Annotated in this window: 17 protein-coding genes; 13 read left to right on the top strand and 4 right to left on the bottom strand. The window is 42.4% G+C overall.

Annotation, left to right across the window (positions count from 1 at the left end):
- Positions 1–97 precede the first annotated feature (97 nt).
- Entirely contained in the window at positions 98–682 is a 585-nt protein-coding gene (locus HF888_RS13680) for an outer membrane protein (RefSeq protein ID WP_007018458.1), read from the top strand.
- Between the two features lie 89 nt (positions 683–771).
- Here HF888_RS13680 and HF888_RS13675 read toward each other — a convergent pair whose 3' ends face one another.
- Positions 772–3,222 carry an acyl-CoA dehydrogenase gene (locus tag HF888_RS13675; protein ID WP_007018459.1) on the bottom strand — a complete coding sequence of 817 codons (2,451 nt, stop codon included), beginning with the start codon at positions 3,220–3,222 and terminating at the stop codon, positions 772–774.
- Positions 3,223–3,417: 195 nt separating this feature from the next.
- Positions 3,418–4,413: a helix-turn-helix domain-containing protein gene (locus tag HF888_RS13670; RefSeq protein ID WP_243469388.1), complete on the bottom strand. Its 996-nt coding sequence runs from the start codon at positions 4,411–4,413 to the stop codon at positions 3,418–3,420.
- A gap of 126 nt (positions 4,414–4,539) precedes the next feature.
- Here HF888_RS13670 and HF888_RS13665 point away from each other — a divergent pair, with 126 nt between their 5' ends.
- The 4 genes from HF888_RS13665 to HF888_RS13650 all read left to right on the top strand — a co-directional run bounded on the left by HF888_RS13665 (position 4,540) and on the right by HF888_RS13650 (position 8,414).
- The gene (locus HF888_RS13665; protein ID WP_007018461.1) at positions 4,540–5,928 is read left to right on the top strand and encodes an ethanolamine ammonia-lyase subunit EutB; all 1,389 of its coding nucleotides are present in this window, start codon (positions 4,540–4,542) and stop codon (positions 5,926–5,928) included.
- A gap of 1 nt (position 5,929) precedes the next feature.
- Positions 5,930–6,736, top strand: a complete 807-nt coding sequence (gene eutC, locus HF888_RS13660; protein WP_007018462.1) for an ethanolamine ammonia-lyase subunit EutC — start codon at positions 5,930–5,932, stop codon at positions 6,734–6,736.
- 146 nt (positions 6,737–6,882) lie between these two features.
- A complete protein-coding gene (locus HF888_RS13655) occupies positions 6,883–8,247 on the top strand; it encodes an ammonium transporter (protein WP_007018463.1) in 1,365 nt (454 codons plus the stop codon).
- A 2-nt stretch (positions 8,248–8,249) separates the two neighbouring features.
- The gene (locus HF888_RS13650) at positions 8,250–8,414 is read left to right on the top strand and encodes a hypothetical protein (protein WP_007018464.1); all 165 of its coding nucleotides are present in this window, start codon (positions 8,250–8,252) and stop codon (positions 8,412–8,414) included.
- An 80-nt stretch (positions 8,415–8,494) separates the two neighbouring features.
- On the opposite strand, the gene HF888_RS13645 is transcribed toward HF888_RS13650, so the two are convergent.
- Together HF888_RS13645 and HF888_RS13640 are read right to left on the bottom strand one after the other, a co-directional pair.
- Positions 8,495–9,745, bottom strand: coding sequence for a phosphatidylinositol-specific phospholipase C domain-containing protein (locus HF888_RS13645; RefSeq protein WP_007018465.1), 1,251 nt, complete (start codon positions 9,743–9,745; stop codon positions 8,495–8,497).
- Positions 9,746–10,118: 373 nt separating this feature from the next.
- Positions 10,119–12,881 carry a peroxidase family protein gene (locus HF888_RS13640; protein ID WP_007018466.1) on the bottom strand — a complete coding sequence of 921 codons (2,763 nt, stop codon included), beginning with the start codon at positions 12,879–12,881 and terminating at the stop codon, positions 10,119–10,121.
- Positions 12,882–13,050: 169 nt separating this feature from the next.
- On the opposite strand from HF888_RS13640, the gene HF888_RS16680 reads away from it, so the two are divergent.
- The 8 genes from HF888_RS16680 (at position 13,051) to HF888_RS13600 (ending at position 25,375) form a co-directional block, all read left to right on the top strand.
- Positions 13,051–15,312: a LuxR family transcriptional regulator gene (locus HF888_RS16680; protein WP_007018467.1), complete on the top strand. Its 2,262-nt coding sequence runs from the start codon at positions 13,051–13,053 to the stop codon at positions 15,310–15,312.
- 77 nt (positions 15,313–15,389) lie between these two features.
- Positions 15,390–16,745, top strand: coding sequence for a serine hydrolase domain-containing protein (locus tag HF888_RS13630; protein ID WP_007018468.1), 1,356 nt, complete (start codon positions 15,390–15,392; stop codon positions 16,743–16,745).
- 126 nt (positions 16,746–16,871) lie between these two features.
- Complete coding sequence (locus HF888_RS13625) at positions 16,872–19,379, top strand: sensor histidine kinase (protein ID WP_050758031.1); 2,508 nt, start codon at positions 16,872–16,874, stop codon at positions 19,377–19,379.
- Positions 19,376–19,804: a response regulator gene (locus HF888_RS13620; protein WP_007018470.1), complete on the top strand. Its 429-nt coding sequence runs from the start codon at positions 19,376–19,378 to the stop codon at positions 19,802–19,804. Before HF888_RS13625 ends, HF888_RS13620 begins: the two co-directional genes overlap by 4 nt.
- Complete coding sequence (locus tag HF888_RS13615; protein ID WP_007018471.1) at positions 19,804–21,483, top strand: two-component system response regulator; 1,680 nt, start codon at positions 19,804–19,806, stop codon at positions 21,481–21,483. Before HF888_RS13620 ends, HF888_RS13615 begins: the two co-directional genes overlap by 1 nt.
- A 110-nt stretch (positions 21,484–21,593) precedes the next feature.
- The gene (locus HF888_RS13610) at positions 21,594–22,244 is read left to right on the top strand and encodes a methylamine utilization protein (RefSeq protein WP_007018472.1); all 651 of its coding nucleotides are present in this window, start codon (positions 21,594–21,596) and stop codon (positions 22,242–22,244) included.
- Positions 22,225–24,570, top strand: a complete 2,346-nt coding sequence (locus HF888_RS13605; RefSeq protein WP_007018473.1) for a bifunctional diguanylate cyclase/phosphodiesterase — start codon at positions 22,225–22,227, stop codon at positions 24,568–24,570. Before HF888_RS13610 ends, HF888_RS13605 begins: the two co-directional genes overlap by 20 nt.
- Positions 24,554–25,375 (top strand): DUF3034 family protein, encoded by an 822-nt coding sequence (locus HF888_RS13600; protein WP_040298048.1) that lies wholly within the window; start codon positions 24,554–24,556, stop codon positions 25,373–25,375. The genes HF888_RS13605 and HF888_RS13600 overlap by 17 nt, the downstream gene beginning before the upstream one ends.
- Positions 25,376–25,390: the final 15 nt, after the last annotated feature.

Here is a 25,390-nt window from a genome sequence, read left to right as displayed (position 1 = left end):
GATTGTTATAGGGCAAATGTGGTGAGGGCAATTGCAGAGCGATAGTGAATGTGCATAATCAGATCAATAAAATAATAATAAACGCTAAGGAAAAGCCATGAAAAGCGCATATCGTTCTACTTTAAGTACAAGTGTATTAATTTCCACTCTAATCCTATGCAATGTGGCAAGTGCTAGTGACACCGGTTTCTATTTAGGGATTGGTGGTTCTGGCGGGTCCGCTACAGAAAGCCAAGAAGGCGTGATCAATACCGATTATGACTATGACCATAGCCAAGGAGATTTAAAGTTAGGTTGGGTTTTAGAATCTGGCAATCGTTTTGAAATTAGTGCCAATGCCATTGACTTAGAAATTAGTGATGATGAGCGCAAATACGAAGGTTTAGACTTTGATTGGTATGTTCCTTTTGGTGCCCAACGTTTAAAACCCTTTGTGGGCATTGGCTTTGGTCTATATGAGTATACCGATTTAGGTGATAGCAATACCGTAAACAAAAACCTAGAGGGAATTGCACTCAATTTTATGGCGGGCGTATTGTTTGCTTTTAATGAAAACTTAGAGTTGGAATTATCTTATGAAGGCAAAGGTATTGGTTGGGAAGAGACTCAAGCGGTTGGTGCCGACATAGAAACAACAACGGATATTTCATCATTTGGTTTTGGTCTGCGCTTTAAGTTTTAACTTTACCTTAAGCCGTTGGGTAAACAACGAGTAAAAAAAAGCCAGCTCATTGAGCTGGCTTTTTTATTTTCTGATTAAATAACGCCAAGTTATGCAGGGTTGTGGTTAATCAGAGTTTCTTTGTTGCGTGCAAACTCGTCAAATGGGAAGTCATCAACGGTTAGCATTTCCAATACAGAGGCTTCGTATTGACGCATAAAGTCAGCTTCTTCTTTAGTGAAGATTTCGGCCTTAAGCGCTTCTTCGAAGCGTTGTTCTGGATGCAAAGCTTCCATTGGAATTTCGCCTTTGTTGTAGGCTTTGGTTGCTTTACGATAAAGCTTCTCGGCTTTTTCGTAGTCTTTAAGCAACGCATTATAGCGAGCAACAGGGTTTTCTGCTGTGCCTTTGCTGTCGTTCACCATGGCACCAGCCAATAGTTTACCGCGAACAGCTGAGTCGGTAGAGATTGCACGAGCGATGGCGCGAATTGCATCATCATGAGGCTTATCCCAGCGACGACCCAGTGGCATAGTTAACACACGCAGAACTTTTGCTACTGCACGGTTTGGTAGGTTTTGTAGAAACTCATCTAAAGCGGTTTCTGCACGGTAGAGTAATAAGCCAAGGCTGTATTCCATTAACTCACGCTCACCTTCTACTTTGTCACTTTCATGCCAGTTCTTCAGTACCATAGAGGCAAGGTACATATTGGCAAGAATGTCACCCAAGCGCGCAGAGATAAGTTCACGCATTTTTAGTTCTGCACCTAATGTGGTCATGGCAGCGTCTGCACATAGACCAAACGCAGCACTAAAGCGAGCAACCGCCTGCGCGTAAGGTTTGGATGCTGAATCAAACGGAACGCTTGCCTTGCCAATACCAAAACCAAGGGTAAAAGCACGAGCAGCATTACCGAAGATTAAACCAGCATGTCCGAAGAAGGCTTTATCGAACGCTTTCTTGTCGTCTGCTTTTTTCGCCGCCAGCTCTTCTAAAACGTATGGATGGCATCGAATTGCACCTTGACCGAAGATCATCAAGCTGCGAGTCATGATGTTCGCACCTTCCACTGTAATAGATACAGGGTTACCTGAGTAAGCGATGCCCAGATAGTTACGAGGTCCAAGCGTTACCGCTTTACCGCCGTGAACGTCCATAGCATCACCAAGAACGCTGCGAGAAATCTCGGTTAGGTGATACTTAAGAATGGCTGATGGAACCGCAGGTTTTTCTCCACGGTCGATCATGTTAGCGGTTTGGTTAACAGAGCTTTGGGCAATATAGGTGTGAGCTGCAATACGCGCCAATGGCTCTTGAACACCTTCCATATCCGCAACAGGCGTGTTGAACTGACGACGGATACGAGTAAAACCACCGGCAGTACCGGTTGCATAGGCACCTGCACCAGCTGCGCCAGAGGGTAGAGTGATACAGCGACCAACACTTAGGCATTCAACCAGCATGCGCCAGCCTTCACCGGCCATCTCTTCACCACCAATGATGAAGTCAAGCGGGATGAACACATCTTTACCGCGAATTGGACCATTCATGAATGGGCTACCAATCGGACAGTGACGACGACCAATTTCCATGCCCTCTGTTTCACGAGGAATCAACGCACAAGTGATACCGCGGTCTTTACCTTTACCCAATAGGTTGTCTGGGTCAAACATGCGGAACGCTAAGCCTACAACCGTTGCGATAGGCGCTAGGGTGATCCAGCGTTTCTCGAAGTTAAGCTTGATACCAACCACTTCTTTGCCATTGAACTGACCTTTACACACGATACCTGTATCCGGTAGTGATGTAGCGTCAGAACCTGCACGTGGGCCAGTTAGACCAAAGCAAGGAATTTCGCGACCATCTGCTAGGCGTGGTAGATAGTGATTCTTTTGCTCTTCTGTACCGTATTTTACCAAAAGCTCACCGGGTCCTAACGAGTTAGGTACACCAACACTTACCATTAGCATTTCGTTGGCAGATAGCTTTTGCAGTACGGCAGACTGTGCTTTAGCAGAGAAATGTAAGCCACCGTATTCTTTCGGAATGATCATGCCTAGGAAACCTTCTTTCTTAAGGTAATCCCAAACGTCTTTTGGTAGGTCGGCACGTTCTACAGCAACATCCCAAGCGTTGCAGCGAGATATCACTTCTTCACACTGGTTATCTAAGAACGCTTGTTCTTCTTCCGTTAGACCATCATATTTGTTGTCTAACAGCTTGCTCCAGTTAGGCTTACCGGTGAACAATTCACCATCCCAACCCACGGTGCCAGCGTCCAAGGCCACTTGCTCTGTTTCAGAGACTTTTGGGGCAACCTTTTTGAAGACATTAAAAATGATCGGTGTTAGCCAAAGTCGGCGGAATAGGGATAAACCGGTTACTGCTGTGATTGCTGCTAAAGCAAACAGAACAATAGCCAGAACTTTAGATGCAACTACCCACGAGGCAGCGCCTGCCACAGCCATCACGACTATCGCAGCTAGGGCGCCCATTTCACGGCGCATAACGATTAGCAAGGCCACAACGGCTGCTAATAAAATAATAAGTGTCATCATAGATCGATTACTCTCACTGTCTTAGTCGAAAACACACAAGTGCTGTATAAAAAATAACCGTAGAACGGCAAAATCACCAGCGGAAAGGGGATTTTATTGCTCATACGACAGAAATCCAAGATAAGATTGCTCGAACGCTTGGAAACAGAGGGCTGAGATTCAGAGTCTAGCGACGTTTTTAATAAAGCGGCTTATTTAGTTCACCGTTGAATAGAGGTGCTTAGTCTCTGAGGGAAGCTCACCAAAAAGTTGTTTGTAGTCTTTAGCAAATTGGCTCAAATGCCAAAAGCCCCATTGTGCAGCAACGTCCGCAATACAATCTTGCTCTGTTGCTTGCCGCAATGATCGTCGCGCACCATTGAGTCGGCTAATGCGTAAAAAATGTGCGGGGCTGATTCCGAGTACGGATTCAAAACTGTATTGTAAGGTTCGTCGGCTAACGCAAGCGAGTGTGCAAAGCTCAGTAACGGTGACGGGTTCATCATGATGCTGTTTCAGATAATGCAAGGTAAGATCTACAATTTGATTGCGTCGCTTAAGGCTCGTTGGTGGTAAGCAATTGACTGACTCCGGGGTCAAGACGTCGTGTAGCGCTAGCAGGAGTAGATCATGGCACACCTTTTCTGGAATGCCGTCATGGGGATGCATTAATAATCGCTGCAATAAATAATGGAGATTATTGTAAGTCTTGGCTTTTAAACTGATGCATTCAGATAGAGAGAACTGCTGAGCAGAGGAATAATCACTATCTTCAATATTACTTAACAGCGATTGATCGATAACAATGCCGAAAATGTTGAATTGACTCGGTGTCATCAAACTGAAATCTATATCACCGGGCCTGCACATTACTTGATGTGATTGTAAGTGGTGGCCATTGATTCGGCTTTGCTCAGGCTTACTTTCAGGTAAACCTATCCATAGAGAATCGGACCAAACGTTACATTTCTGAAATACGGATTGGCTGGTGAATTCCTTGAATACCTGAATGCCATTCAACTGTAACTCTTTAATGCTACCTTCAAATGCACCAGGACTGACTTGATCATATTCTTGCTGCCAATTAGTCAGATTGTGGGCGTGCTCATCGGCATCATGGGCTGTGATATGTCGTATTTTTCCGCACCGAGAGTGTGCATGAGTAAGTTGGTTTTGATTCATTTTATTGCTTTTCTCGAGGCTGATGGTCAAGATCTTGCCAATATTTGATAACGCTCAGCACGATAGGCCATATATGCTATCGATTATTGCTTGGCTACTTAAACTCTGTAGTAAATATTTTGCAAAAATTATTCCCAGTGATTTGGATATTTTTCCATGACGTATCAGCACAAGGCTTCAGGACAACTTTTTAAGTTTAAAGATTTAAAAACATTATTGGCTAAAGCGACTCCAAGTAGGTCTGGTGATTTCTTAGCGGGAATAGCAGCGAGCTCTGCCGAAGAGCGCGCTGTTGCGCAATTATGCTTATCGGATGTGCCTCTTAAGCAATTTTTACAAGACGCAGTCATCCCGTATGAGAAAGATGAGGTTACTCGGTTAATTTTCGATGAACATGATGCTAAAAGCTTTGCGACTATTTCTCACTTAACCGTGGGAGAATTGCGTAATTGGTTGTTGGATGATGGTATTCAGGCGGAGCATTTAGCCGCAATACAGGCTGGCTTAACACCTGAGATGGTTGCCGCTGTATGTAAGATTATGCGTAATCAAGATTTAATTCTTGTCGCTAGTAAATGTCGCGTTGAAACCGCGTTTAATAACACGATTGGTTTGCCGGGTTGCTTTTCAACTCGACTGCAACCTAATCATCCGACAGATGATATGACAGGCATCGCCGCCAGTATTCTAGATGGGTTGCTATATGGTAATGGTGATGCCGTTATCGGTATTAACCCTGCGACAGATAACGTAGCACAAACCATCACTTTGCTGAACATGATGGAAGAAGTCATTCAGCACTATGGCATTCCAACTCAACATTGCGTACTAACTCATGTGACCAACACATTACAAGCCATTGAAAAAGGTGCGCCGGTCGACTTGATATTTCAATCCATCGCAGGTACTGAAAAAGCAAACAGCAGTTTTGGCATTGATCTTTCAATTTTAGATGAGGCCTATCAAGCAGGTTTGTCACTGAATCGCGGCGCAGTGGGTAATAACCTCATGTATTTTGAAACTGGCCAAGGAAGTGCTCTTTCTGCCAATGCGCATTTCGATGTTGATCAGCAAACATGTGAAGCACGAGCGTATGCGGTTGCAAGAAAATTTAGTCCATTACTCGTGAATTCGGTGGTTGGTTTTATCGGGCCAGAATATTTATACAACGGAAAAGAGATTACTCGCGCGGGCTTGGAGGACCATTTTTGTGGCAAGCTACTAGGCTTACCTATGGGTTGTGATATTTGCTATACCAATCATGCCGACGCTGATCAGAATGATATGGATAATCTATTGACGTTGTTAGCAACCGCGGGTCTTACGTTTGCTATGGGAATACCGGGGTCGGATGACATTATGCTAAATTATCAGACGACCTCCTTTCATGACGCCCTGTATATTAGACAGCTTTTACAGCGTAACCCTGCTCCTGAATTTCATCAATGGCTCAAAGACAGCGATATTTTTTCTAACAACGAAAGCGGGCTATTGAATAAAACCTTGCCTGCCTCTTTTGCCACGACTCTAGAAAGGATTGGCTGATATGACAACGACAATTATTGCTAATCCATGGTCAAAGTTGCAGCGTTTCACCGATGCTAGAATTGGTTTAGGGCGTGCTGGCACCAGTTTGCCGACACATGAGTGGCTGAGTTTTCAATTGTCACATGCTAAAGCACAAGATGCCGTTCACAAGGAGTTTGATGTTGAAAAGCTTTATGAGCAAATTGATAGTAGGCCTTGGAATACATTTGGTGTCACTCGTGTTAAAAGTGAAGCGCAAGATCGAGCTCAGTATTTGCAACGACCTGATTTAGGCAGGCAGCTAAGATCTGAAGATATTAAACGACTGAAAACTCAAAGATCATTGAAGCCTTATGATGTGGCATTTCTGATTTGCGATGGCTTATCGGCGATTGCTGTTGAGCAAAATACGACATTATTTCTCGACCATTTAGTGCCAAAATTAATTGCACATCACTGGTCGGTCGCCCCTATTGTTATAGCTGAGCAAGGCCGCGTTGCGTTAGGTGATGATGTTGCGGAAGCCATTGGCGCTAAGTGTATTGTAGTCTTAATAGGAGAACGACCTGGCTTGAGTTCGCCGGATAGTTTAGGGCTTTATCTGACTTGGGCAGCTGAGCGTGGGTGTAACGATGCCATGCGTAATTGTATTTCTAATATTCGACCAAAGGGGTTGAATTATTCTCTTGCTTCGCAAAAAGCTTGGTACTTATTACAAGAATCGCGAAGATTACAGCTTTCTGGTGTGAACTTAAAAGAAAATGCGGATATCGCCAGTCTTAGTAATACACAAGCATCCTTGGGTAATTTTCTTACTGAAGGCTAGTATTCAGTGTCTGCACCTTTAGTGGGCGCGGATTTTCTTTGAGCTTCTAATTCGCTCGTAAAACATTGCCAATTCTTGATAACCCTAGTACTGGCGTATTGATAAAGTGCTTTATGTTGAATATTGCTACATAAAAGGAGCACTTTATGGAAACAAAAACGGCAACGATTGAGTCGTTGCAAGCCATGGTTGAGGCGCAGCAGGCCTCTTTCGAAATGCACCAAGCCATGAATATGGAAGTATTTTATTGGTGGTGTACTGCTATTATGGTCATGATCCACGCAGGCTTTCTTGCTTACGAAATGGGGGCGTCAAGAAGCAAAAATGCACTGGCTGCGGGTATAAAAAATATTCTTGCACTCGCTGTTATCATTCCTACTTTTTACTTGTTTGGCTGGTGGATTTATAACGCTTTCCCTCACGGTTTTACTCCAATTGATGCTTCCGCTGCTTTGCCTTGGTCGCAAAGTATGGGTCCTGATGTACAGGACATGGGTACTGGTATTTTTTGGGCGGCGTTTGCTCTATTTGGTGCGACTACGGGTTCAATATTATCCGGAGCGGTTATTGAGCGGATTCGAGTCAGTGCGTTTTTAATTCTCACTGTGTGCTTAGGTAGTGCCATCTGGATTTTGGCAGGCGCTTGGGGATGGCACCCTGATGGCTGGTTGCTAACGCAATTGGGTTATCACGATGTAGGTGCTTCGGGTGTTGTTCATGCCATTGCGGGTTTCTTTACACTAGGTGTGTTGATTAACTTAGGTGCGCGTAAAGGCAAGTTTATTGATGGCGTTGCGCAAACTATAGCTCCTCACTCATTACCTATGACCTTGATTGGTCTCATGATGATCATCTTTGGTTTCTTTGGCTTCTTGGGTGGCTGCATTATATTCAACGGCGGCGAAACTGGCTGGACGACTATCTATAACACTCCAACTAATTTGTCTGCATTCGCATTTAATACACTAATGGGATTTGCTGGCGGCATTATTGGCTGCTATATCGCAACTCGCGATCCATTTTGGACCATGTCTGGTGGTCTTGTAGGTATTATTTCTGTAGCCGCCGGTCTCGATCTATATAGCCCATCACTTGCGTTTATAATCGCTACTTGTATGGGTGTTGCTGCGGTGCAATTCGCCAAACTATTGGAACGTTTGCAAATTGATGATGCAGTTGGTGCAGTAGCTGTTCATGGTTTCACTGGTGCGGTCGCTGTTGTCTTGGTTGGTGTTTTTGCCCACGGCACACCAAACGTGAATGGTGCTCCAGACATTACGTTCACCGGACAATTAATTTCTGCATTGGTTATGATCGCTTTAGGTTTCTTACCAGGTTACGGAATATCTTATGCACTGAAAAAGGCCAATGCATTGCGCGTACCTGAGTCTGCGGAAGAAATTGGTATTGATGAAGTAGAGATTTTAGCTAAACCCTATCCTGAGGCGAATACACCAGCGTCGATTGAAAGTGATGTTCCAAACAAACTAGCTGAACCACAAGGAGTTTAATCATGGGTACTTCGATTGTAAGTTGGGAAAATGTGAGCGCCTATTTCACTTTCGCGGATCAGCCAGCGGCATTGGTGTTATTTAGTTTGGGTGTGGCAGGCATCGTCTGTGGATTAATTGGCTATATCATCAAACATGAAAATAAAGCATTTGAGGAACACAAATAATCATAATACCCCCGATTAATGCATTTGCCGCTACCTCTGGGTAGCGGCTTTTTTGTGTCCTACACTCTTGTTTGTCGTTGTTAATGAGTGATCCAAGTGCCTTCTTCTGTTCGATCACTGGCGTTCAACCACACGTGACTAATACCACCTTTTGCTGTTTTTAGTTTTTCGTTTTCGAGACTATTGCTGGGAGTAGAAAAGCGATAGTTACCTAATAATGAACAAGCTTGTTGTCCGGCCTGCCAGGCATCTTGATAAGTAGAAATATTCCACTCTTGTGTTTCGTTATGCTGGCAAGCGAAGAAATGTTGATTACTGCAACTTGTATCATCCCAACGGCCATTTTCCCATTGAAGCGCGCAGTCTTGGTTACCGCCCCAGTTATTCGGTTCGTTTACATCCCATGACCAAATCGCAGCAGACAAGCGGTCGTCACTATGAGTCATATCATCAAGGTTGACGATATTGCCACCATTTTTAAATGCTTGAATGACATCTTCTGATTCAATTTTCTTTACCGATCCATTTGTAAAGAAAGCGCCAATGGCCCCAATGCTGGTTCTATCTTCCCAAATGCGATTAATATCTCCAAGGCTAGTGAAAGCCATGTTGCTCATATTTTGATTACCGGAGCAACCGCCGTCTTTCCAAACAATGACTTGCTTGCCGCTTGCAAGTACTTGATTTTTGGTCAGTGTGTTGGGAATAGCTTTGCACCCTTGGCTCGCGTAAATGTTTGCGCCCAGTTGCTTGTTTATCACGTTAAAAAGTTCTTGATGGCGACCGTCTGTGTGATCTTCAAAATAGAGGATGATGACTTCTTTCGGATTCTCGTTAATCCAGCGAGCTACTTCTGCAATCCCATCTTCAACTCGGCGATCAGTCAAACTACAGCCCACATGCAAATCACCTACATCAACACCGATACCTGAATGACAAAGCAAAAGATCTGTTCCCCATTGCCAAGGCCAACCATGGGTATGCGCAGTCCAGTGTGCGTCCAGTTCAATAAAACGTGCCCCTAATCGCAGTTGATCATAGATAGAAACGATTTGTTGGGGATCAAGGTAGCGCGTGGCATTTCGGTATTTGCGAGAATTATAGGAGTTATGAGAGCCGATGATATTGTTTTCGGCGAGTGGTTTATTGGCATCCATGTTACGTTGGTGGGCTAATGCCTTTCCAGCCCAGCTGTTTTGAAACTGCGTGATGGCATCTCCGTCAACACTAGCTTGTGGATCGGGAGTAGCGCTCATTGCCAATGCATGAAGACTAAAAAAGCCAAGTGTCGCCAAAGCACTGATTTGGCGAATAAAAGTTCGTTTGAACATATTTAATTCTCGTTGAGGTGAGTTTTTTATATTTATTGTGTGCAACCAAGGTTGCTTTAGGTTTTTTATCAGACAGGAAATAGAAGTAAACATGAATTGGCAATATGGCCAATAATGCTAAGCACTTGTCCTTTACTGTGATGTTATCTGGTTAAAGAAGTATTTGAATAGGTGGGTTCAACTTTGAATGTGAGATTTGAAACGTGATTTTTTGTGATTTATAAATATGTATTGAGCTAATGTCTCATTCATTATCAAAGAACAAGGCAGCATATCTTTTAGCCGTTTAATATAATTTTTCATAGAGGTATAAAAAAGCCCGCAATCGGCAAGCGATGCGGGCAGCAATAGGCACTGGAAAACTGATTAAATGCTATCGGTCTTCATAGCGTTGATGTTTAAAGAAAACGCCGCCATCACCAAATGCCGATGTGGTCATTTCGGATGTTAGACGCATGGTTCCCACTTTAATTGCACTATTGCGACGATCGCTCGCGTAGCGACGATTGATCCAACCAAAGATACTAGTACGAATAGGTTTATCGGTGGCGTAGACGTCATATAGTGCGGTACCCGATTGCAAGGTGATGAGATCATCTCGGAAATCATGAGCACTAGAAGCAAAGCGTTGTCGCACTTCTTGCGTGGGCACAAAGTATATTTGTGTTGGTGCTTTTGGGGTTGCTTCCACTTCACCATTTGCTTGTGTTTCCGCTAGGTTCTCTGTCATCAGTCGAGTAGGTTTACTGGTCACCAAAGAGAATAGCGCCGTGCTGCCTAACGTATCATTGACTTCAGCAGATACATATTGCGAAAGCTCATTGGCAAAGAAATCATGGTTATCCCCTTGGCCTGATAATGTATAGAGTGCAGACACATTGCTAGAAGGCTTGCCATCAATAAAGGTTTTCCATGCTAATCCAGGCGCAAAACCGCGGTCATCGGGATCACCTGTGACGGAGAGACGAACAAGACCACACTCCGCGCCTTCAAATATCCCTGTATAGGGATGGCTATTGCTGGATTCAAATGCAACTGTTGCCATGGCGCCATACGGGTGAATAGGTTTCTCATAACCTAATGGCGCGACATCTTCGTTGCGATTCACCTTTTTCCACAGAATGGAATCGATTAAGCCACCAATATCAACCGGCTGCAGTGCGGGACGTTCGCCTTGCTCGTATAATGTCTGAGTTACACCGTTTTGCCATAGCAGGGTTTGCTTGTCACAGGCTGCCATTTCTTGGTAGTTATCAGGAATCTTTAAGCCCCAAGGTTTAAAGGCATTTTCAATACCGGTTAGGCTTACTTTTAGCTCTGGGAAATGACGCTCGAGTACGTCTTTCATGTCATTGTTTTCTACCCAATCAATCCCTTCTTGCGTATATACTTCTGCGCGGTAATCAGAGGTATAAAAGCGGTCTGTCATCAAACGACGAGAGGCATTTAGGATAAAGATTTGAAACGCCGTTTCACCAAATGCAAAGCCTTCGGGGCGAACAGTCTCTGCTAGTTGACCAACTAAGGCGTCGATTTTTTCAATATCGTTATCGTATAAACGTTTAAGCGCTTCTAACGTTTTGGGATCGCTCGTTAGGTCTTCAAATTTGGTGATGGGGTTTAGACCAATCTGACGACGAAACTCATTATAACGAGGCACACCACGTTCACGATCTCGTAGAATGTCGATTGTCGCTAGATCAATGTCTTCAGAGAACGGAATCGAAAGGTTTCGCAGGAATTCAGGATAGTTGTGTAGTGTTAGAGAACCTGGGTACGTTGTACCAAAAGAATACCAAAGTCGTTCGCCACCCTCTTCGTCTAGGATATCCTCTGCGTGTCCGTCACGGGTCTCCATCATAGGGATGCGACGCGCTACTTCTGCAGAGCCTATATCATAGACTTCAACATCATCACGTAATAGTGGGTGCATACGGTACACAGCTGTAAACTCTTCGGTTAACGAATAATCGGTTCCGCCGTTGTAGGGTTCGCGTGTACCTACCAAGCCACCAATCGCAAAATCAATAAAATTCGGGTCGTCCAGTTTTTCAATTAAATCAGGACGACTTGATAGAAGAGCGGTTAATAATGGAGAGCTAGTAATACCTTCAGATAACCCGTCTAAGATTTCTTGTACCTTGTCTCGACCTTCACGTTCATCTGTTAGACCATACCAGTTAGCGCGCATGGCTCTCTCAGTTACTGGATTAGCAATAATGGCAGGTGTCCATTCGATAGTGTGAATTTTTGCCATCAGCGCGGCATTGGCCAGACGAGCTTTATCGTAAAGCCATTGATCATCACGTTCAGGGTATTTTTGCTTTAGCATTTCAGCGATAGCATTGTGCTCTAACGTGAAAAGCTGGTGCAGCATTGATAAACCTAGCCACCAGTTTTTATTAAAGCCAGTAACCGGAACATTACTCCAATAATCCGTTGGCAGTGTGCCGTCTTCTTCAACCTTTAGTTTACCGTCAACGAATGCTCTTACAGAGTCATTCGTAGCTTTGTCACTACCATATAATTGAGATCCATCCCACCAGTGGGTGTTTATATTGCGATAGGTCGCCGGTAGGGTCGCGTCCTCTTCTGCAGTGCGGTCGCTATCAGGCGTTGTGCGTTTAATACTCATTGTACCAGGACCCTTAGGATCTCCAGCGGGGCGCTCCACAAGAATCGGGTTGTTGGCATCCCCATCCCCATGATCAATCCAGTCGTGAACCATGAATTGAATCCACGCGGCGGCTATAAAGTTCACGCTCGTGGCGGGCTTAAACTCTTCCCTTGCCATTAATTCATTGGAAACGGCACGGGGGTTTGGTTCTAGTAGAGTATCGTTTTCGGTTTCTCCATAGGCGGCCTCTAATTTGACGTTGCGTCCAAAGCGCCGATTAACAGAGCCCTCGGCTGGATTATCAAGAATATTACAGGTGCCATCTTCGGTACGTGCGGTCAAACTGCGCTCATCACATACAATTTCAGCATTGGCTTTGCTTAAGTCCTCTGTGGCAATGAGATTATTTTCAGTTAGGTCTTCCCTTTGCAAGCCTAGCGTGAGCAATCCTATTACGATTCCGATACTGCCACCGGCTTTAGCGATAGCGGGCCAAGTCACCCATACTGATGTCGACATATATGCCTCCTTTTTATTGTTGTTGTGGGTGCACGCAGACTAGTAGAAAAAAAGAACTTCGCCTCCCCCCCGTAGGGAGGGGATAAGACTGCTCGGCAGAAGGGGAGTGGGTGTGTTAAATTTCATACTTCCACATGAGTAAAACAATAATAAAGTGGTAGATAATGAGATGCTAAAATGCGAAAAAAAGCCCATAAAAACAACGCTTTTAGTTGCTGGTCCAGGTTTTGGTAAAACCACTTATTTACATGAGCATGCCCACCTAATTCAGCAGAGAAATGAGTTTTCTGTTCATCTTTCCGTTGATATTACAGAGAAAAAACCCCATGAATTTACGAAAAAAGTATTAGGAGAATTAAGCCAAGTTTCTACTGGCCAATCTATTTCGGTATTGCTAGATGATGTTCATCACTTAAGTGAAAAAGAGTTCACATTTTTGTTTTCTACATTGGTAGATAAGTTGAGTTGTGATGACCATATCTACATAGCCTGCCGACGCATGCCCAATATCTCCTTGATTCAACCTGATACCGTTGAAATACGATTATTGCAGGAACCAGAGTTACTTGAAAAAACCGAAGGCATATGGCCTTTGATGTTTTATATGCAGCAAAAGAACTGGCATCAAGCAAATATAGAAAACCAATTAGATCAGTATTTAGAATCTCAGTGGGGGGATACGCTTCAGGAAAAAGATTTAAGCTCTCTGAGTGTGCTGGCAAGCTTTTCAGAAATATCTGAATCGCTTTGGCGGAATCTAGCACCAAATGGTTTATCGCTATCCTACGTCTGGCAAGAGTATCGCTACCTGTTGCCAAATATCGCTCAACAAGGTCACTATCGCTGGGTTCCTGAAGCGAGGCAGTATTTGCATAAGCGTTTTCCACTAACAATAGATGAGAGAAGAACGATACTGGAAAGGGCAGCCGATTTTTGGTTGCGTCATGGGAGTTTTCAAATGTTAATTGATACTCTTTATGACAATCACGAAGAATTACTCACTTATCACTCTATTATTATTCCTCTAGTCGTAGCGTTGATTTTTACGCGACGTTTTCATCAAGCTCGATATATTATCGAACAAATGCAAGATGTTTCTACCGAAAACGACCATAAGGAAGTGATCAATATATTAAGTAATACATTGGCGCTTTTTACTGTTGATGATGAGGAGAGAGTCGAACCATTGGCTTCCCTTGAAAATATGAAATTGAAAAATAGCGTTATTCACTGCGTTGCATTAGTTGTTTCTGCTTATCAATCTTTCTATCAAGGTAAACTGGATGAGACTGCTCGAAAAGCTCGAGATGCTTTACTCTACATGAATCAGCGTCAACAGACTTATTTAGCAAGTTTAACGGAAATGCTATTGATCGCCTGTGACAAATATCGGGGATATACTGCTCAAGCTGTGCAACAGTTGTTGATGGCTTTTAATAGCAAGGAAGAAAATACTAAAGATCCGTCATGGCAGAATTATGCGACGGGTATGATCATTATGTATTATGAAAAAAATGATCTCAAAGGCGCAGAATCTATTTGTGAAAAGCTAATGCCGCATATTAACAATGCGTGCTCAACAGAAGTTATCATTCACGTTTACTTATATTATGCACGTATTCTTGATTTAACTGGGAATGTAGAAAAAAGTTTCGAATACTTGGTGCGTTTACAGCGATTTTTGTCCATGGGAAATTACCCCCGTTATCAGGGAAAGCTCGTAGCTGAAAGAATGAGACAGGCTGTAGCGAAAAATGATCTTAAGTCCATTCAATACTTGAATGAAAAATTTAATATTGACTCACTTGAGATTGACCAGAATAGCCTGATTCTTGATGTTAGAGATTACCTATCCCAGACTTGGGCAATGCAGTTGCTGTATGAATCCTGCTATCAAGACGTTATTGATCTATTGCAACCATTAAGGGATGAGCTCTTGAAGCACGATTACCATGTGCGAGCTTTGGTAGCAGAGGCACAGATTATCGTCGCTCACTGGTATTTAGGTAAAAGAGCGAGAAGTAAGATACTTTTGAAGCAGGCGGTACAGTTTTATGGTTGGCTACTTTTCAACCGTACTCTTTTTGACGAAGCGCCTTTGATTATTCCTATTCTTTCGAATTTGATATCCATGGGCGAACTACAACCGTCCAAACAATACTTGTCCACTTATCGTAATATCCTATTTCCACGGTATGCCACGGATGCCGACGATATAACTGCGCGATATAACGAATTAACGAATAAGGAAAAAGAGGTTTTAATGCTACTTGCCCAAGGGCTGAGCAATCAAGAAATAGCTGACGATATGGCGGTAGCAGCGACCACCATAAAGTGGCATTTGAAGAATATCTATCGCAAGCTGTCACTGGATAGTCGTTCTGCTGCAGTCGCCTATATGCACAGAATTCAGCCCAGCCACTTAATATGATTATCCGTTATCAACATTGTGCATTTGTCTAATATTCAGTAGCTTTTGCTCACTAAAATAATGACAAAAGAAATGCCATGAAAAAGTTCGCTATTACTTTCGCCTTGATTGCTGTTGTATTGGTCTCAGTGCCCCAATATTTCTTAGGCTTCTCCATATGGCACCTAGGCAGCGCTGTGAATGTTGCAACAGGGCTTGGAGCAAAGCTTGCCTGCTCAGCTCGGTTTATCAGTGGTTTTGATGAGCAACAGTCACTTCAGGATGTGGTGTCTTATAGCCCAGCCGCCGCACTATTGGATTTAACCTTCGACTATGAAAATAATACGGTACAGGCCGAATTATTTGGCATGGCTAAAACGATAGCCAAATATAGAAAGGGGCTAGGGTGTACATTGGAGATAGGTGACACACACGCCTTAGATCAAGTTGCATTACCTATTGCGTCCGACAAGATAAACCCTCAAGAAGAAACATGGGTCGACATTGATGAGCAATTGCAGGAAAAAGTCAGTTCAATTTTAAAACAGGATAATCGCAACGGATATCAGACGCGTGCGCTACTGGTCGTAAAAGATCAGCGCGTAGTGGCAGAAACTTATGCAGAAGGTATTGATGCAAGAACGCCATTAATGGGGTGGTCAATGGGAAAAAGCCTTACTGCAATGCTGATCGGTCGATATGCTTATTTAAATCCTAGTGAGCCGAAAAGTGTAAGTTTCAAGGCTTGGCAAAATGATGGGCGAGAAAAAATAGAGCTCGAACATTTGTTGCAAATGACATCAGGCCTAGATTTTGATGAAACTTATGCGCCAGGTAGCGATGCTACACACATGTTGTTTACGGCGGGCAGTGCGTCTAACGTGGCCTTAAACAGTCAATTAATTCATGAGCCATCAACACACTTTTCTTATTCATCGGGTACCACTAATATTCTCGCCCGTTGGCTATATGGTCGTACCGGCAATTCAGCACAAAGCTTAGTTGATTTTGCATATACTCAACTTTTTCAGCCGTTAGGCATGGAACATACTATTTTTGAGCCCGATGCATCAGGTGTATTTGTCGGAAGTTCTTACATATATGCTAGCGCACGAAATTGGGCTCGCCTTGGGTTGCTCATGGCTAACGGTGGTATATATCAAGGTCAACGTTTATTAGCTGAAGATTGGGTTATCCGTGCGGCTTCGCCTAATAACAGCCAAAATGAAAAGGCTTATGGCTATCAATTCTGGTTAAATCATGGCGATGACGAGTTGCGATGGCCCAGTTTACCCAAGGATACCTATGCAATGCTGGGTAATCGCAAGCAGCACGTTATGGTGATTCCTTCGGAGAATATGGTTATTGTACGACTTGGATGGACAAAATCTTATTACCCAACGGAAGTTAATACTAAGCAGATATTAGACGTAGTAAGCGAGCATAGCGACTAAAGTTGTAATAACATATCGTAATGAATATGAGTGTGAAAATGTGTTATTTGTCGTTTATTGCCTATTATTGCAAGGGTAATAATGTAATCGTAACAGCAATATTCTCAACATGGATTGTCAATATTTATGCAAAGACTATCGCTTGCAGTTTCTCCCCAAAGTGTTACATCGTTCATAACGCTATCCATTTCTATTGCCGTCATGCTGGGTTGGTATTTTCACTGGCCCAGTGTATTACAACTGGGCCCCGATTGGGCTCCAATGCAGTTCAACACGGCGCTGTGTTTTCTTCTTCTGGCGCTAGCCTCATTATTGAATAATCACCACTTTCTTGCTCGTCTCATTTCCTTTGTATTGATGAGCATAGGTTTAATCACGCTGTTTCAATATATATTTAAAATAAATACGGGATTAGATCAATTGTTCATGGAACACTGGTTATTCACTCGAACATCTCATCCCGGAAGAATGGCACCCAATACAGCCTTATGTTTTGTTTTATTAAGCATTTACTTCGCGGTGCCTATAAAGCATCGATTAAGCTCACTAATAATTGGGCCAGCTAGCGGCTTTGCTTTTGGCTTGAGCCTAATGGCCTTGATTGGCTATGCCACAGGGATGAGTTTTGCGTATGGCTGGCAAGAGCTTACTTCTATGGCAGTACATACCGCATTTCTATTTTTTATCATGTCTTCGGCATTGCTTCGACGCCAATATATCTTTTGGAAAGATAAACCATTTGAGTTCATCCGATGGCAAACGGCGACTTTAATACCGCTTGTTATTTTTATTGTTGTGGGAATAAAAATACCGCATATACGGACACAAGAAATATTTTTGTTAGAGACGGCTGAAGCCGACTCTGAGCTAATCGGGAACAGGATGGAGCTCAGGCTAGCGCGAGAGGGTGCGGAGATAGTATTTACGCCAGATCATGAAAAAGTTCTTATCGAAACAATGAAGTACTTTTCGTCGGTTAAAAACTATCACTATCGATTACTAATCAATGGAAAAGTATTGGATGCAGATCATGAGGATTATTGGGAACCAATCGCGGTATATGATTTAAACTATGAAGATAGCGTTATACAGGTACAGCTTTATCCAAGTGATAAGAAGAGTCAAAGCTTTATTCGATACTTCTATTTCAGCATATTTATTGCAATCTTATTCGCTGCTCTAGCGGTTTGGCTGTTGCTTACAAACTACAAGAGACAGCAGACGCTCGCCATGTTGGCCACCAGTAATATTAGGATGCAGATACTGTTTGAGTCTAGCCAATTTGGTCTGGCCATATTAGATAGCCACCTTAATATCGAGCAAAAAAATGAGTCTTTTCTTAAGGTTATTGATCATGCTGATATTAATTCTTTGAAAGAGGTTGTTGATAATAGAAAGGACTATGAGAGCTTATTAGATATAGATAAAAAACAGAAAATTACTGTAGCAACAAGAATAAAAGGAAAGAGTGTAGAAGTTAGCTTGAGTCAGTTTGGTGGTGTTGGAGAGAGGCTTCTGGTTTGCAAAGAATTATCATCTTCACCCGATAAAGGTCATCAAACGGATTCTAGCAATTTACTCGATATTACGCTCAATGCCTCCGGTTGTTGTCTTTGCTTATGTGATGAAAAAGGAGAAATATTTATTAGTAATAGCGATTTTGATGATTGGCAAGACTCCAATGTCGCAGCAGCAGGACGAGTAATCTCACAATACATACACAGCAATGATCTTCCAGAATTTCAAGATAAGTTTAAGCAAGCAATCCAAGAAAAGAACGGCCCTAAGGCTCTAGAGTGTCGACTATCTAAAAGTGGAACTTGGGAATGGTGTACTTGCCGAATCACCGCGCAGGCAGATCTCGACTCTAACCAAGAGTTAATTACCGTAAACTTTCAATCAATTGAAGACAAACGAAAATTAATCAGGCAGCTGGAGCAGTCGGTTGAAAAGCTCAAGCAAGCTAATTCTGACGTCGAGCAGTTTGCTTATATAGCATCCCATGATTTGAAATCGCCTCTTGTCGGTATTAAAAACGTAAGTGAATGGTTGATTGAAGACTATTCAGATGCACTAGATGAAGAAGGACAAGATCATTTAAGAATGATCAAGGGGCGCTGCAATCGAATGGCAGCCTTGTTGGATGATCTATTGATTTATTCTCGAACCGGTACTCACGAGCTAGTGTATTCCGATATTAATGTAAAAGCATTAGTAAAAGATGTATGTCAACTTCATGATTGTCTCAATATTACTGATATTCAGGGAGAAGAGTTACATATATCGGTTGATAAAAGGGCTTTGGAGATTGCGATTCGTAATGTTATATCAAACGCTTTAAAGCATAATACTAATGAAAAGAAAAAGATTAGAGTTACCATTGAAGAAAAAGCCGATCAGGCTTACATTAGTGTCGAAGATAATGGTGAGGGAGTGAACGAGCAATATTTCGATACCATATTTTTACCCTTTAAAACGCTAAAGCCGAGAGATCAAATGGAAGGTAGCGGGATGGGGCTGGCTATTACGGCAAAAGCAGTGCGCCGCTTACGTGGTAAAATCGACGTATCAAAGTCAGAGTTAGGCGGCCTTAATATGACGATTTCGATACCCAAACAGAGAGGTCAGCTATGAGTGATGAATCAATAACTCTTCTGTTAGTCGAAGATGATGATATTGATGCTATGTCTATTCAGCGGAGTTTTAAGAAGCACCGTATAGCCAATCCGATTCATCGAGTGGTTGACGGATTAGAAGCATTAGAGGTTATTAAAAGCGGGACGGTAAAAAAACCCTTTATTATTTTGTTGGATTTAAATTTACCGCGTATGGATGGCTTGGACTTTTTGGAATGGCTTAGAGAAAGTGATCAATTTAATGATATTGTAGTATTTGTTCTCACTACGTCTAAGGCTGAGGAAGATCAAGTTCGAGCATACAATTTACATGCTGCAGGGTATTTTTTTAAAAGTGAATGCGGAAACCAATTTTTAGATGTTGTATCTATGCTGGATGGTTACTGGAAAATCGTAAAAATGCCAAAGCCAGGGAATAGCTAGTGGATATATTAGTCGTAGATGATGATGAGATTGATCAAAAATTACTGTATAGATCACTCACCAAGAGTTTAAATTCTATCAAGATCAAATTTGCATCGGATGTGGCATCAGCTAGAAACCATATTTTAATTCAAGAGTTCGATGTCATATTATTGGATCAGCGTTTGCCTGATGCGGATGGTATTTCGTTTTTAATTGAAATAAAAGCAAACAAAACCACGAGAAATACTACTGTCGTCATGGTGAGCAATGATACTGACGAAAACCTTGCCATGCGATGCTTAAAATCCGGTGCTCAAGACTTTGTTCTTAAGTCTTCCGTAAATCCAATTATGCTGAAGACGATTATTGCTAACGCAAAAACACGACAGCAACTCGAAGAAGACCTGCGCTTGAGTCACGAGCGAACCCAACAGTTAGCTCAACAGGATCCACTTACTGGGTTATCTAACCGATACTTTTTTGAACAGTCTTTGAAGCATGCTCTATCTTCTCGTAACAAGGAATCACCCATCACGGTTATCTTTTTAGATCTCGATAACTTTAAAATGATTAATGATACTTGGAGTCATAAGCATGGTGACGAGTTATTGCGAAGGGTAGCCGTTCGCACAACCAGTTGCTTACGTGGCGACGAGGTATTTGCGCGTTTTGGCGGAGATGAGTTTGTTATTTTATTGCATGAACCCCATACAATAAATGACATCACGCGCATCACGCAACGCATACTACAAGTTTTAGCACCACCTTTTGAATTTGATGGGTTCACTTTCTATACATCGGCAAGTATTGGCGTAAGTTTTAACCCAAATCACAACATAAGTCCTGAAGTGCTAACATCTCAGGCCGACATCGCAATGCACAAAGCTAAGCAAGATGGTAAAAGCCAAGTTTGCTTTTTTGAGAAAGACATGCAAAAAGCATTTACCAATAGATTGAGAATTGAAAATGGTTTGCGAAATGCCCTCATTAATGGTGAATTCTGCCTGCATTATCAGCCAATTATGCTAGTCGAAAATAATTCTCTAGTAGGATTTGAAGCGCTTATCCGCTGGAATCAAGATGGCACATTAGTACCGCCAGATATTTTCATTCCTGTTGCTCAAGAATCAAATCTTATTATGGAAATAGGTCGCTGGGTTATTAGTGAAGTAATCCATCAGCTATCTCAATTATCGCCTGCATTGTACATTGCCATTAATCTATCGCCTTTACAGTTACGAGACCCTAGTCTGATAGATTTTTTGGTTAGTGAATGCCAAGCGTATGGTGTAAGCCGGCATCGTTTAGTTTTAGAGCTAACAGAAACTGCTTTTACAGATCAAAGAACAGACGTATATGACGCAGTTGCGCAATTAAGAAAGGACGGTTTTAAAGTAGCGCTAGATGATTTCGGCACTGGATTTTCATCGCTATCTCATTTACGTAACCTGCCGATAACTACAGTCAAAATTGATAAATCTATGTTACCCAGCGCAAATAACCATAGGCTTGAGCTTCTCCTGCGAGGTTTAGTGCAAATGATTCAAGCTTTGGACTTGGATTTGGTTGTTGAGGGCGTAGAGACTGAAATACAGCGTCAGCTATGTATTGACTTGGGGGCCGTAAATGCCCAGGGGTTATTCTTTGGTAAGCCAGAGTCAATTGATTATTATATTTGCAAGAATGAAGGTCCATGAGTGTGGGCCTAATTATTTGATCCTCTGTTTTCTTTTCCTAAAGACTACTCATTGCAAAATCACTTCTAGTTGCCATACTCAAATTAACACCCAAGGATAGTAAGGCACCTATGAACCCGTTTACATCGTCGTGGATTTGCACGGCTATCATTGTTATCTGTCTTTGCGCCAGATCAGTTAATGCAGGAGCTATAGAGGTTTTCGTTACTGATAATGCTGGTGAGCCTTTAGCCAATGCGGTAGTCCAGTTAGTTGGTTCTAGTGAGGCAGTTAATGTCTCAAAGCAACCCTTGGTTATGGATCAAATGGATAAATCTTTTGTTCCAAAGGTGTTATTGGCTCCCATACATAGCGAAATAAATTTCCCCAACTCAGACAATATACGCCATCATGTTTATTCTTTTTCGAAAGCCAAAACTTTCGAACTAAAGCTGTACGCTGGCCAACCTAAAGACCCTATTAAATTTGATCAAGAAGGGATTGTGGTTTTAGGGTGTAACATTCATGATTCAATGGTTGGTTATATTTATGTGACGGATGCCCAAGCTTATCTGACTGATGTTAACGGTATGGTGTACATCCAATCACTGCCCGAGGAAGTTAATTCGATAGCGGTCTGGCATCCAGATACAAAGCAAGGTGTCGATTATCGAAAAGTAATTCAGGTTCCATCGAGCAATACTAGTCAAATAACTGTTTCGTTGGACATTCAATCTCCAGAACCAAGAAATACGTTTGAAGATGTTTTTGGCTCCCTTTAAATCACTTCGCTTACGCTCCCAGATTACATGGTTGTTTATCGCTTTAATCTTTCTAACAACCTTAGCAATTATGGCGAGTATTTGGCTGCGCACGGCCGAATATAGCCATAACATAATTGAACGACGTGTAGAGAGTGCGCAACGTGTACTCAATCAATATCTAACCGCAAGGGAACAGCTGTTAATCACGGCAGCTCGAGTGCTTACTGCAGATTTTGGTTTTAAACAGGCAGTCGCTACCAGTGATGCTAATACGATTGTGAGTGCTTTGAATAATCATGGTCGGCGTATCAAGGCAGATGTAATGATGCTACTTGATACAGAAGGTGTTCTTAATCATCTTTCTGTCCGTGATAATACCAAAAAAGACGTATTTCAGGAGGCGCTAGATGGTTTACCCTTGCGTCTTGATAACTCGCAATTTTTAGTTGTAAACAAAAATGTCTATCAGGTCCTTGTGTTGCCTATAAAAGCGCCGCGTTTAATTGCCTATTCTGTTATTGGTTTTAAGTTAGATATGCATGCCTTGAGTGATCTTCAAGAATTAACGGGACTTGATATCAGCTTAATAGAGCAAGATGACGTATTAATAACGAGCCTTGACAGCCCTCAGAAAGCCTCGATTTTTTGGAATAGTCGTAAGGCAGAAAAAAGTAAAATTGAACGGGAAATCGAACATCCTTTGTATCGACATCGAGTGATTGATTTTGGTGAGAAGACAGGTCTGTCTGCCTTGCTTACCGCTTCATTACAGCAGGAGAACGAAGACTACTATCGGTTGCTGTATTCCGTTGTATTTATCGCCGTTATTACCTTGTTGATAGCATTGATCTCAATTCGACTTTTAGCCAAAGGTATCACGATACCGCTAAGTAACTTGGTTATGCTCACAAAACAGGTTGCAAAAGGTGAATTTAGTCATATCGAAGGCAATGCGCCAAAAGCCCAAGAATTTAGGGAGCTTGAACAAGCGTTTTTTAATATGGGTCAAGAGATTTCTGAGCGAGAGTCAGAAATCATCTATCAAGCAAAGCATGACCTTTTAACAGGGCTCTTAAACCGACACACACTACAGAAAGAATTAGACTCGTCAGTCCATGAAAGCGAGCATCTAGTATTGATAGGCATTGATATAAAGTCTTTTAAACAACTTAACGATACCATGGGCCCGAGGGTTGGTGACGAAATTCTTATTTCATTGGCAAGTCGCCTTAATGAACTTGTAGAGTCTCATGTTTCTTATCATAAGAGTTATGCGAATGCAGCACGAATAAGCAATGATTTTTTTCTTTTAGTTGTCACGCTTTCCCAGATTGATGAAGTGGATGTGTATTGCCAAACAGTGCGTCAAAAACTTATAAAATCCTATGAAATCGATTCCATGATAATAAATTTCGATCTTTATTGTGGTGTTGTAATTGATACGGATAATGCCGATCAGGGGGAGACTCTACTGCGTCGCGTTGAGATCGCAGTTAATGCTGCAAAAGATGAGTATACGGCAATTAGATACTATGAAACGGGTGAGGATGAAGCTTACTTGGAGCGTATCTCTATTATAGAGAATCTAAAAGACACCTTGGCATCTGATAATGGCAGTATGTTTATGACGTTTCAGCCGAAGTTGAATTTAAAAACAGAAAAAATTGATAAGGTTGAGGCACTCATTCGCTGGGTGAATGAGGACGGTGACTTTGTTAATCCAGAGTTATTTATAGATCTAGCTGAGAAGTCTGGTTTAATTGTTGACTTGACTCAATGGGTGGTGCGCAATGTTGTAAGACAAATTGCTGATTGGAATGAAGCTGGTTATTTAATGAAAGTGGCTATTAATCTTTCCGCGCAAGATATTCAACATGATGGTTTTATTGAATTTATACTAGATACGATTGCTAGCTATAGTGTGTCCGCGAGCCAGATTACCTTAGAACTGACAGAGCGTGATCTTATGGAGAACGAATCACAAGCTATCAATCGATTAGCTAATCTTAAAATGGTAGGTTTTGAAGTATCGATTGATGACTATGGGATTGGCCAGTCTTCACTATCAAAACTTAAAGACCTTCCGGCGAACGAATTAAAAATTGATAAGGGCTTTATTATGACGCTGGAACAGTCAGATGCTGACCAAGTTATTGTTAAGTCGACTATCGAGCTTGGCCATAAATTAGGGATGCGAGTAGTGGCAGAAGGTGTCGAAAACCAAATGAGCTTAGATATTCTACGAAGTTTCGGCTGCGATCATGCTCAGGGGTTTTATTTAAGTAAGCCTCTTAAGGCAGATGCGTTTATTAATTGGTTATCAAATTATGAAGCTCATTCTTAGTTTACTATTGCTCGTTATTAGTTCCGCATCTGCTGCAGGCGGTAAAATTCTAGCGACACCTGGTGTATCCATGGTTGAAGGTTCTGCTGGAGGTGGACTGGTACCCTGGTCACAGTTGGCGGGCTATGCTACAGAGGATGAAGTACTCGCTTCGGGATTTTGTTCACGCGCCTCAGTTGATGATTTTGATCTTAACGTATGTGGAGTTCAGGTTAATATTAAGGATCGCATTGAACTCTCTTATGCTGAGCAGACGTTTGATGTTAACCCGCTTTCTTTGCAGTTAGAGCAATCTATTACCGGGGCCAAGTTTCGTTTATATGGCGATTTGGTGTATAGCCATTTTCCTCAAATATCCGCTGGAGTGCAGTATAAAAAACTCGATACCCCGAGTGTTCCTTTTTCCCTTGGCGCAGAAAGCGATAATGGAACCGATGTTTATTTTACCGCTAGCAAACTGCACTTAGGTGTTGTGGTTGGATATAACTTACTTTGGAATGTATCAGCGCGCCATACAGAAGCTAATCAAATGGGTTTGCTTGGGTTTGGTGCAAGAGGCAAAGGCGCAAGTCTACAACTGGAGGCTTCCGCGGCGGTTCTATTTCATAAATCTCTCGCGATAGGTGTGGAGTACCGACAAAAGCCCGACAACTTAGGCCTAGGTGAAAATGATTGGTCCGATGTATTTATCGCTTGGTTTCCCAACAAGCATTTGAGTATTACAGCCGCTTACTTGGACTTGGGCTCTATTGCTGGTATCGCCAATCAAAAAGGCTGGTATTCTTCTATTACGGGGTACTTCTAATGTTCTATTTCAAAT

This window comes from Bermanella marisrubri (assembly GCF_012295615.1).
GTDB classification, from domain to species: domain Bacteria; phylum Pseudomonadota; class Gammaproteobacteria; order Pseudomonadales; family Oceanobacteraceae; genus Bermanella; species Bermanella marisrubri.
The sequence above is the reverse complement of the archived record's forward strand: the minus strand, read 5'-3'. Positions and strand labels throughout refer to the sequence as shown.

Excerpts from the sequence above, each read along its gene's own strand:
- HF888_RS13680 (WP_007018458.1), top strand. The coding sequence starts at position 98 with ATGAAAAGCGCATATCGTTCTACTTTAAGTACAAGTGTATTAATTTCC.
- HF888_RS13675 (WP_007018459.1), bottom strand. The coding sequence starts at position 3,222 with ATGATGACACTTATTATTTTATTAGCAGCCGTTGTGGCCTTGCTAATC.
- HF888_RS13665 (WP_007018461.1), top strand. The coding sequence starts at position 4,540 with ATGACGTATCAGCACAAGGCTTCAGGACAACTTTTTAAGTTTAAAGAT.
- eutC (WP_007018462.1), top strand. The coding sequence starts at position 5,930 with ATGACAACGACAATTATTGCTAATCCATGGTCAAAGTTGCAGCGTTTC.
- HF888_RS13655 (WP_007018463.1), top strand. The coding sequence starts at position 6,883 with ATGGAAACAAAAACGGCAACGATTGAGTCGTTGCAAGCCATGGTTGAG.
- HF888_RS13650 (WP_007018464.1), top strand. The coding sequence starts at position 8,250 with ATGGGTACTTCGATTGTAAGTTGGGAAAATGTGAGCGCCTATTTCACT.
- HF888_RS13645 (WP_007018465.1), bottom strand. The coding sequence starts at position 9,745 with ATGTTCAAACGAACTTTTATTCGCCAAATCAGTGCTTTGGCGACACTT.
- HF888_RS13640 (WP_007018466.1), bottom strand. The coding sequence starts at position 12,881 with ATGTCGACATCAGTATGGGTGACTTGGCCCGCTATCGCTAAAGCCGGT.
- HF888_RS16680 (WP_007018467.1), top strand. The coding sequence starts at position 13,051 with ATGCTAAAATGCGAAAAAAAGCCCATAAAAACAACGCTTTTAGTTGCT.
- HF888_RS13630 (WP_007018468.1), top strand. The coding sequence starts at position 15,390 with ATGAAAAAGTTCGCTATTACTTTCGCCTTGATTGCTGTTGTATTGGTC.
- HF888_RS13625 (WP_050758031.1), top strand. The coding sequence starts at position 16,872 with ATGCAAAGACTATCGCTTGCAGTTTCTCCCCAAAGTGTTACATCGTTC.
- HF888_RS13620 (WP_007018470.1), top strand. The coding sequence starts at position 19,376 with ATGAGTGATGAATCAATAACTCTTCTGTTAGTCGAAGATGATGATATT.
- HF888_RS13610 (WP_007018472.1), top strand. The coding sequence starts at position 21,594 with ATGAACCCGTTTACATCGTCGTGGATTTGCACGGCTATCATTGTTATC.
- HF888_RS13605 (WP_007018473.1), top strand. The coding sequence starts at position 22,225 with ATGTTTTTGGCTCCCTTTAAATCACTTCGCTTACGCTCCCAGATTACA.
- HF888_RS13600 (WP_040298048.1), top strand. The coding sequence starts at position 24,554 with ATGAAGCTCATTCTTAGTTTACTATTGCTCGTTATTAGTTCCGCATCT.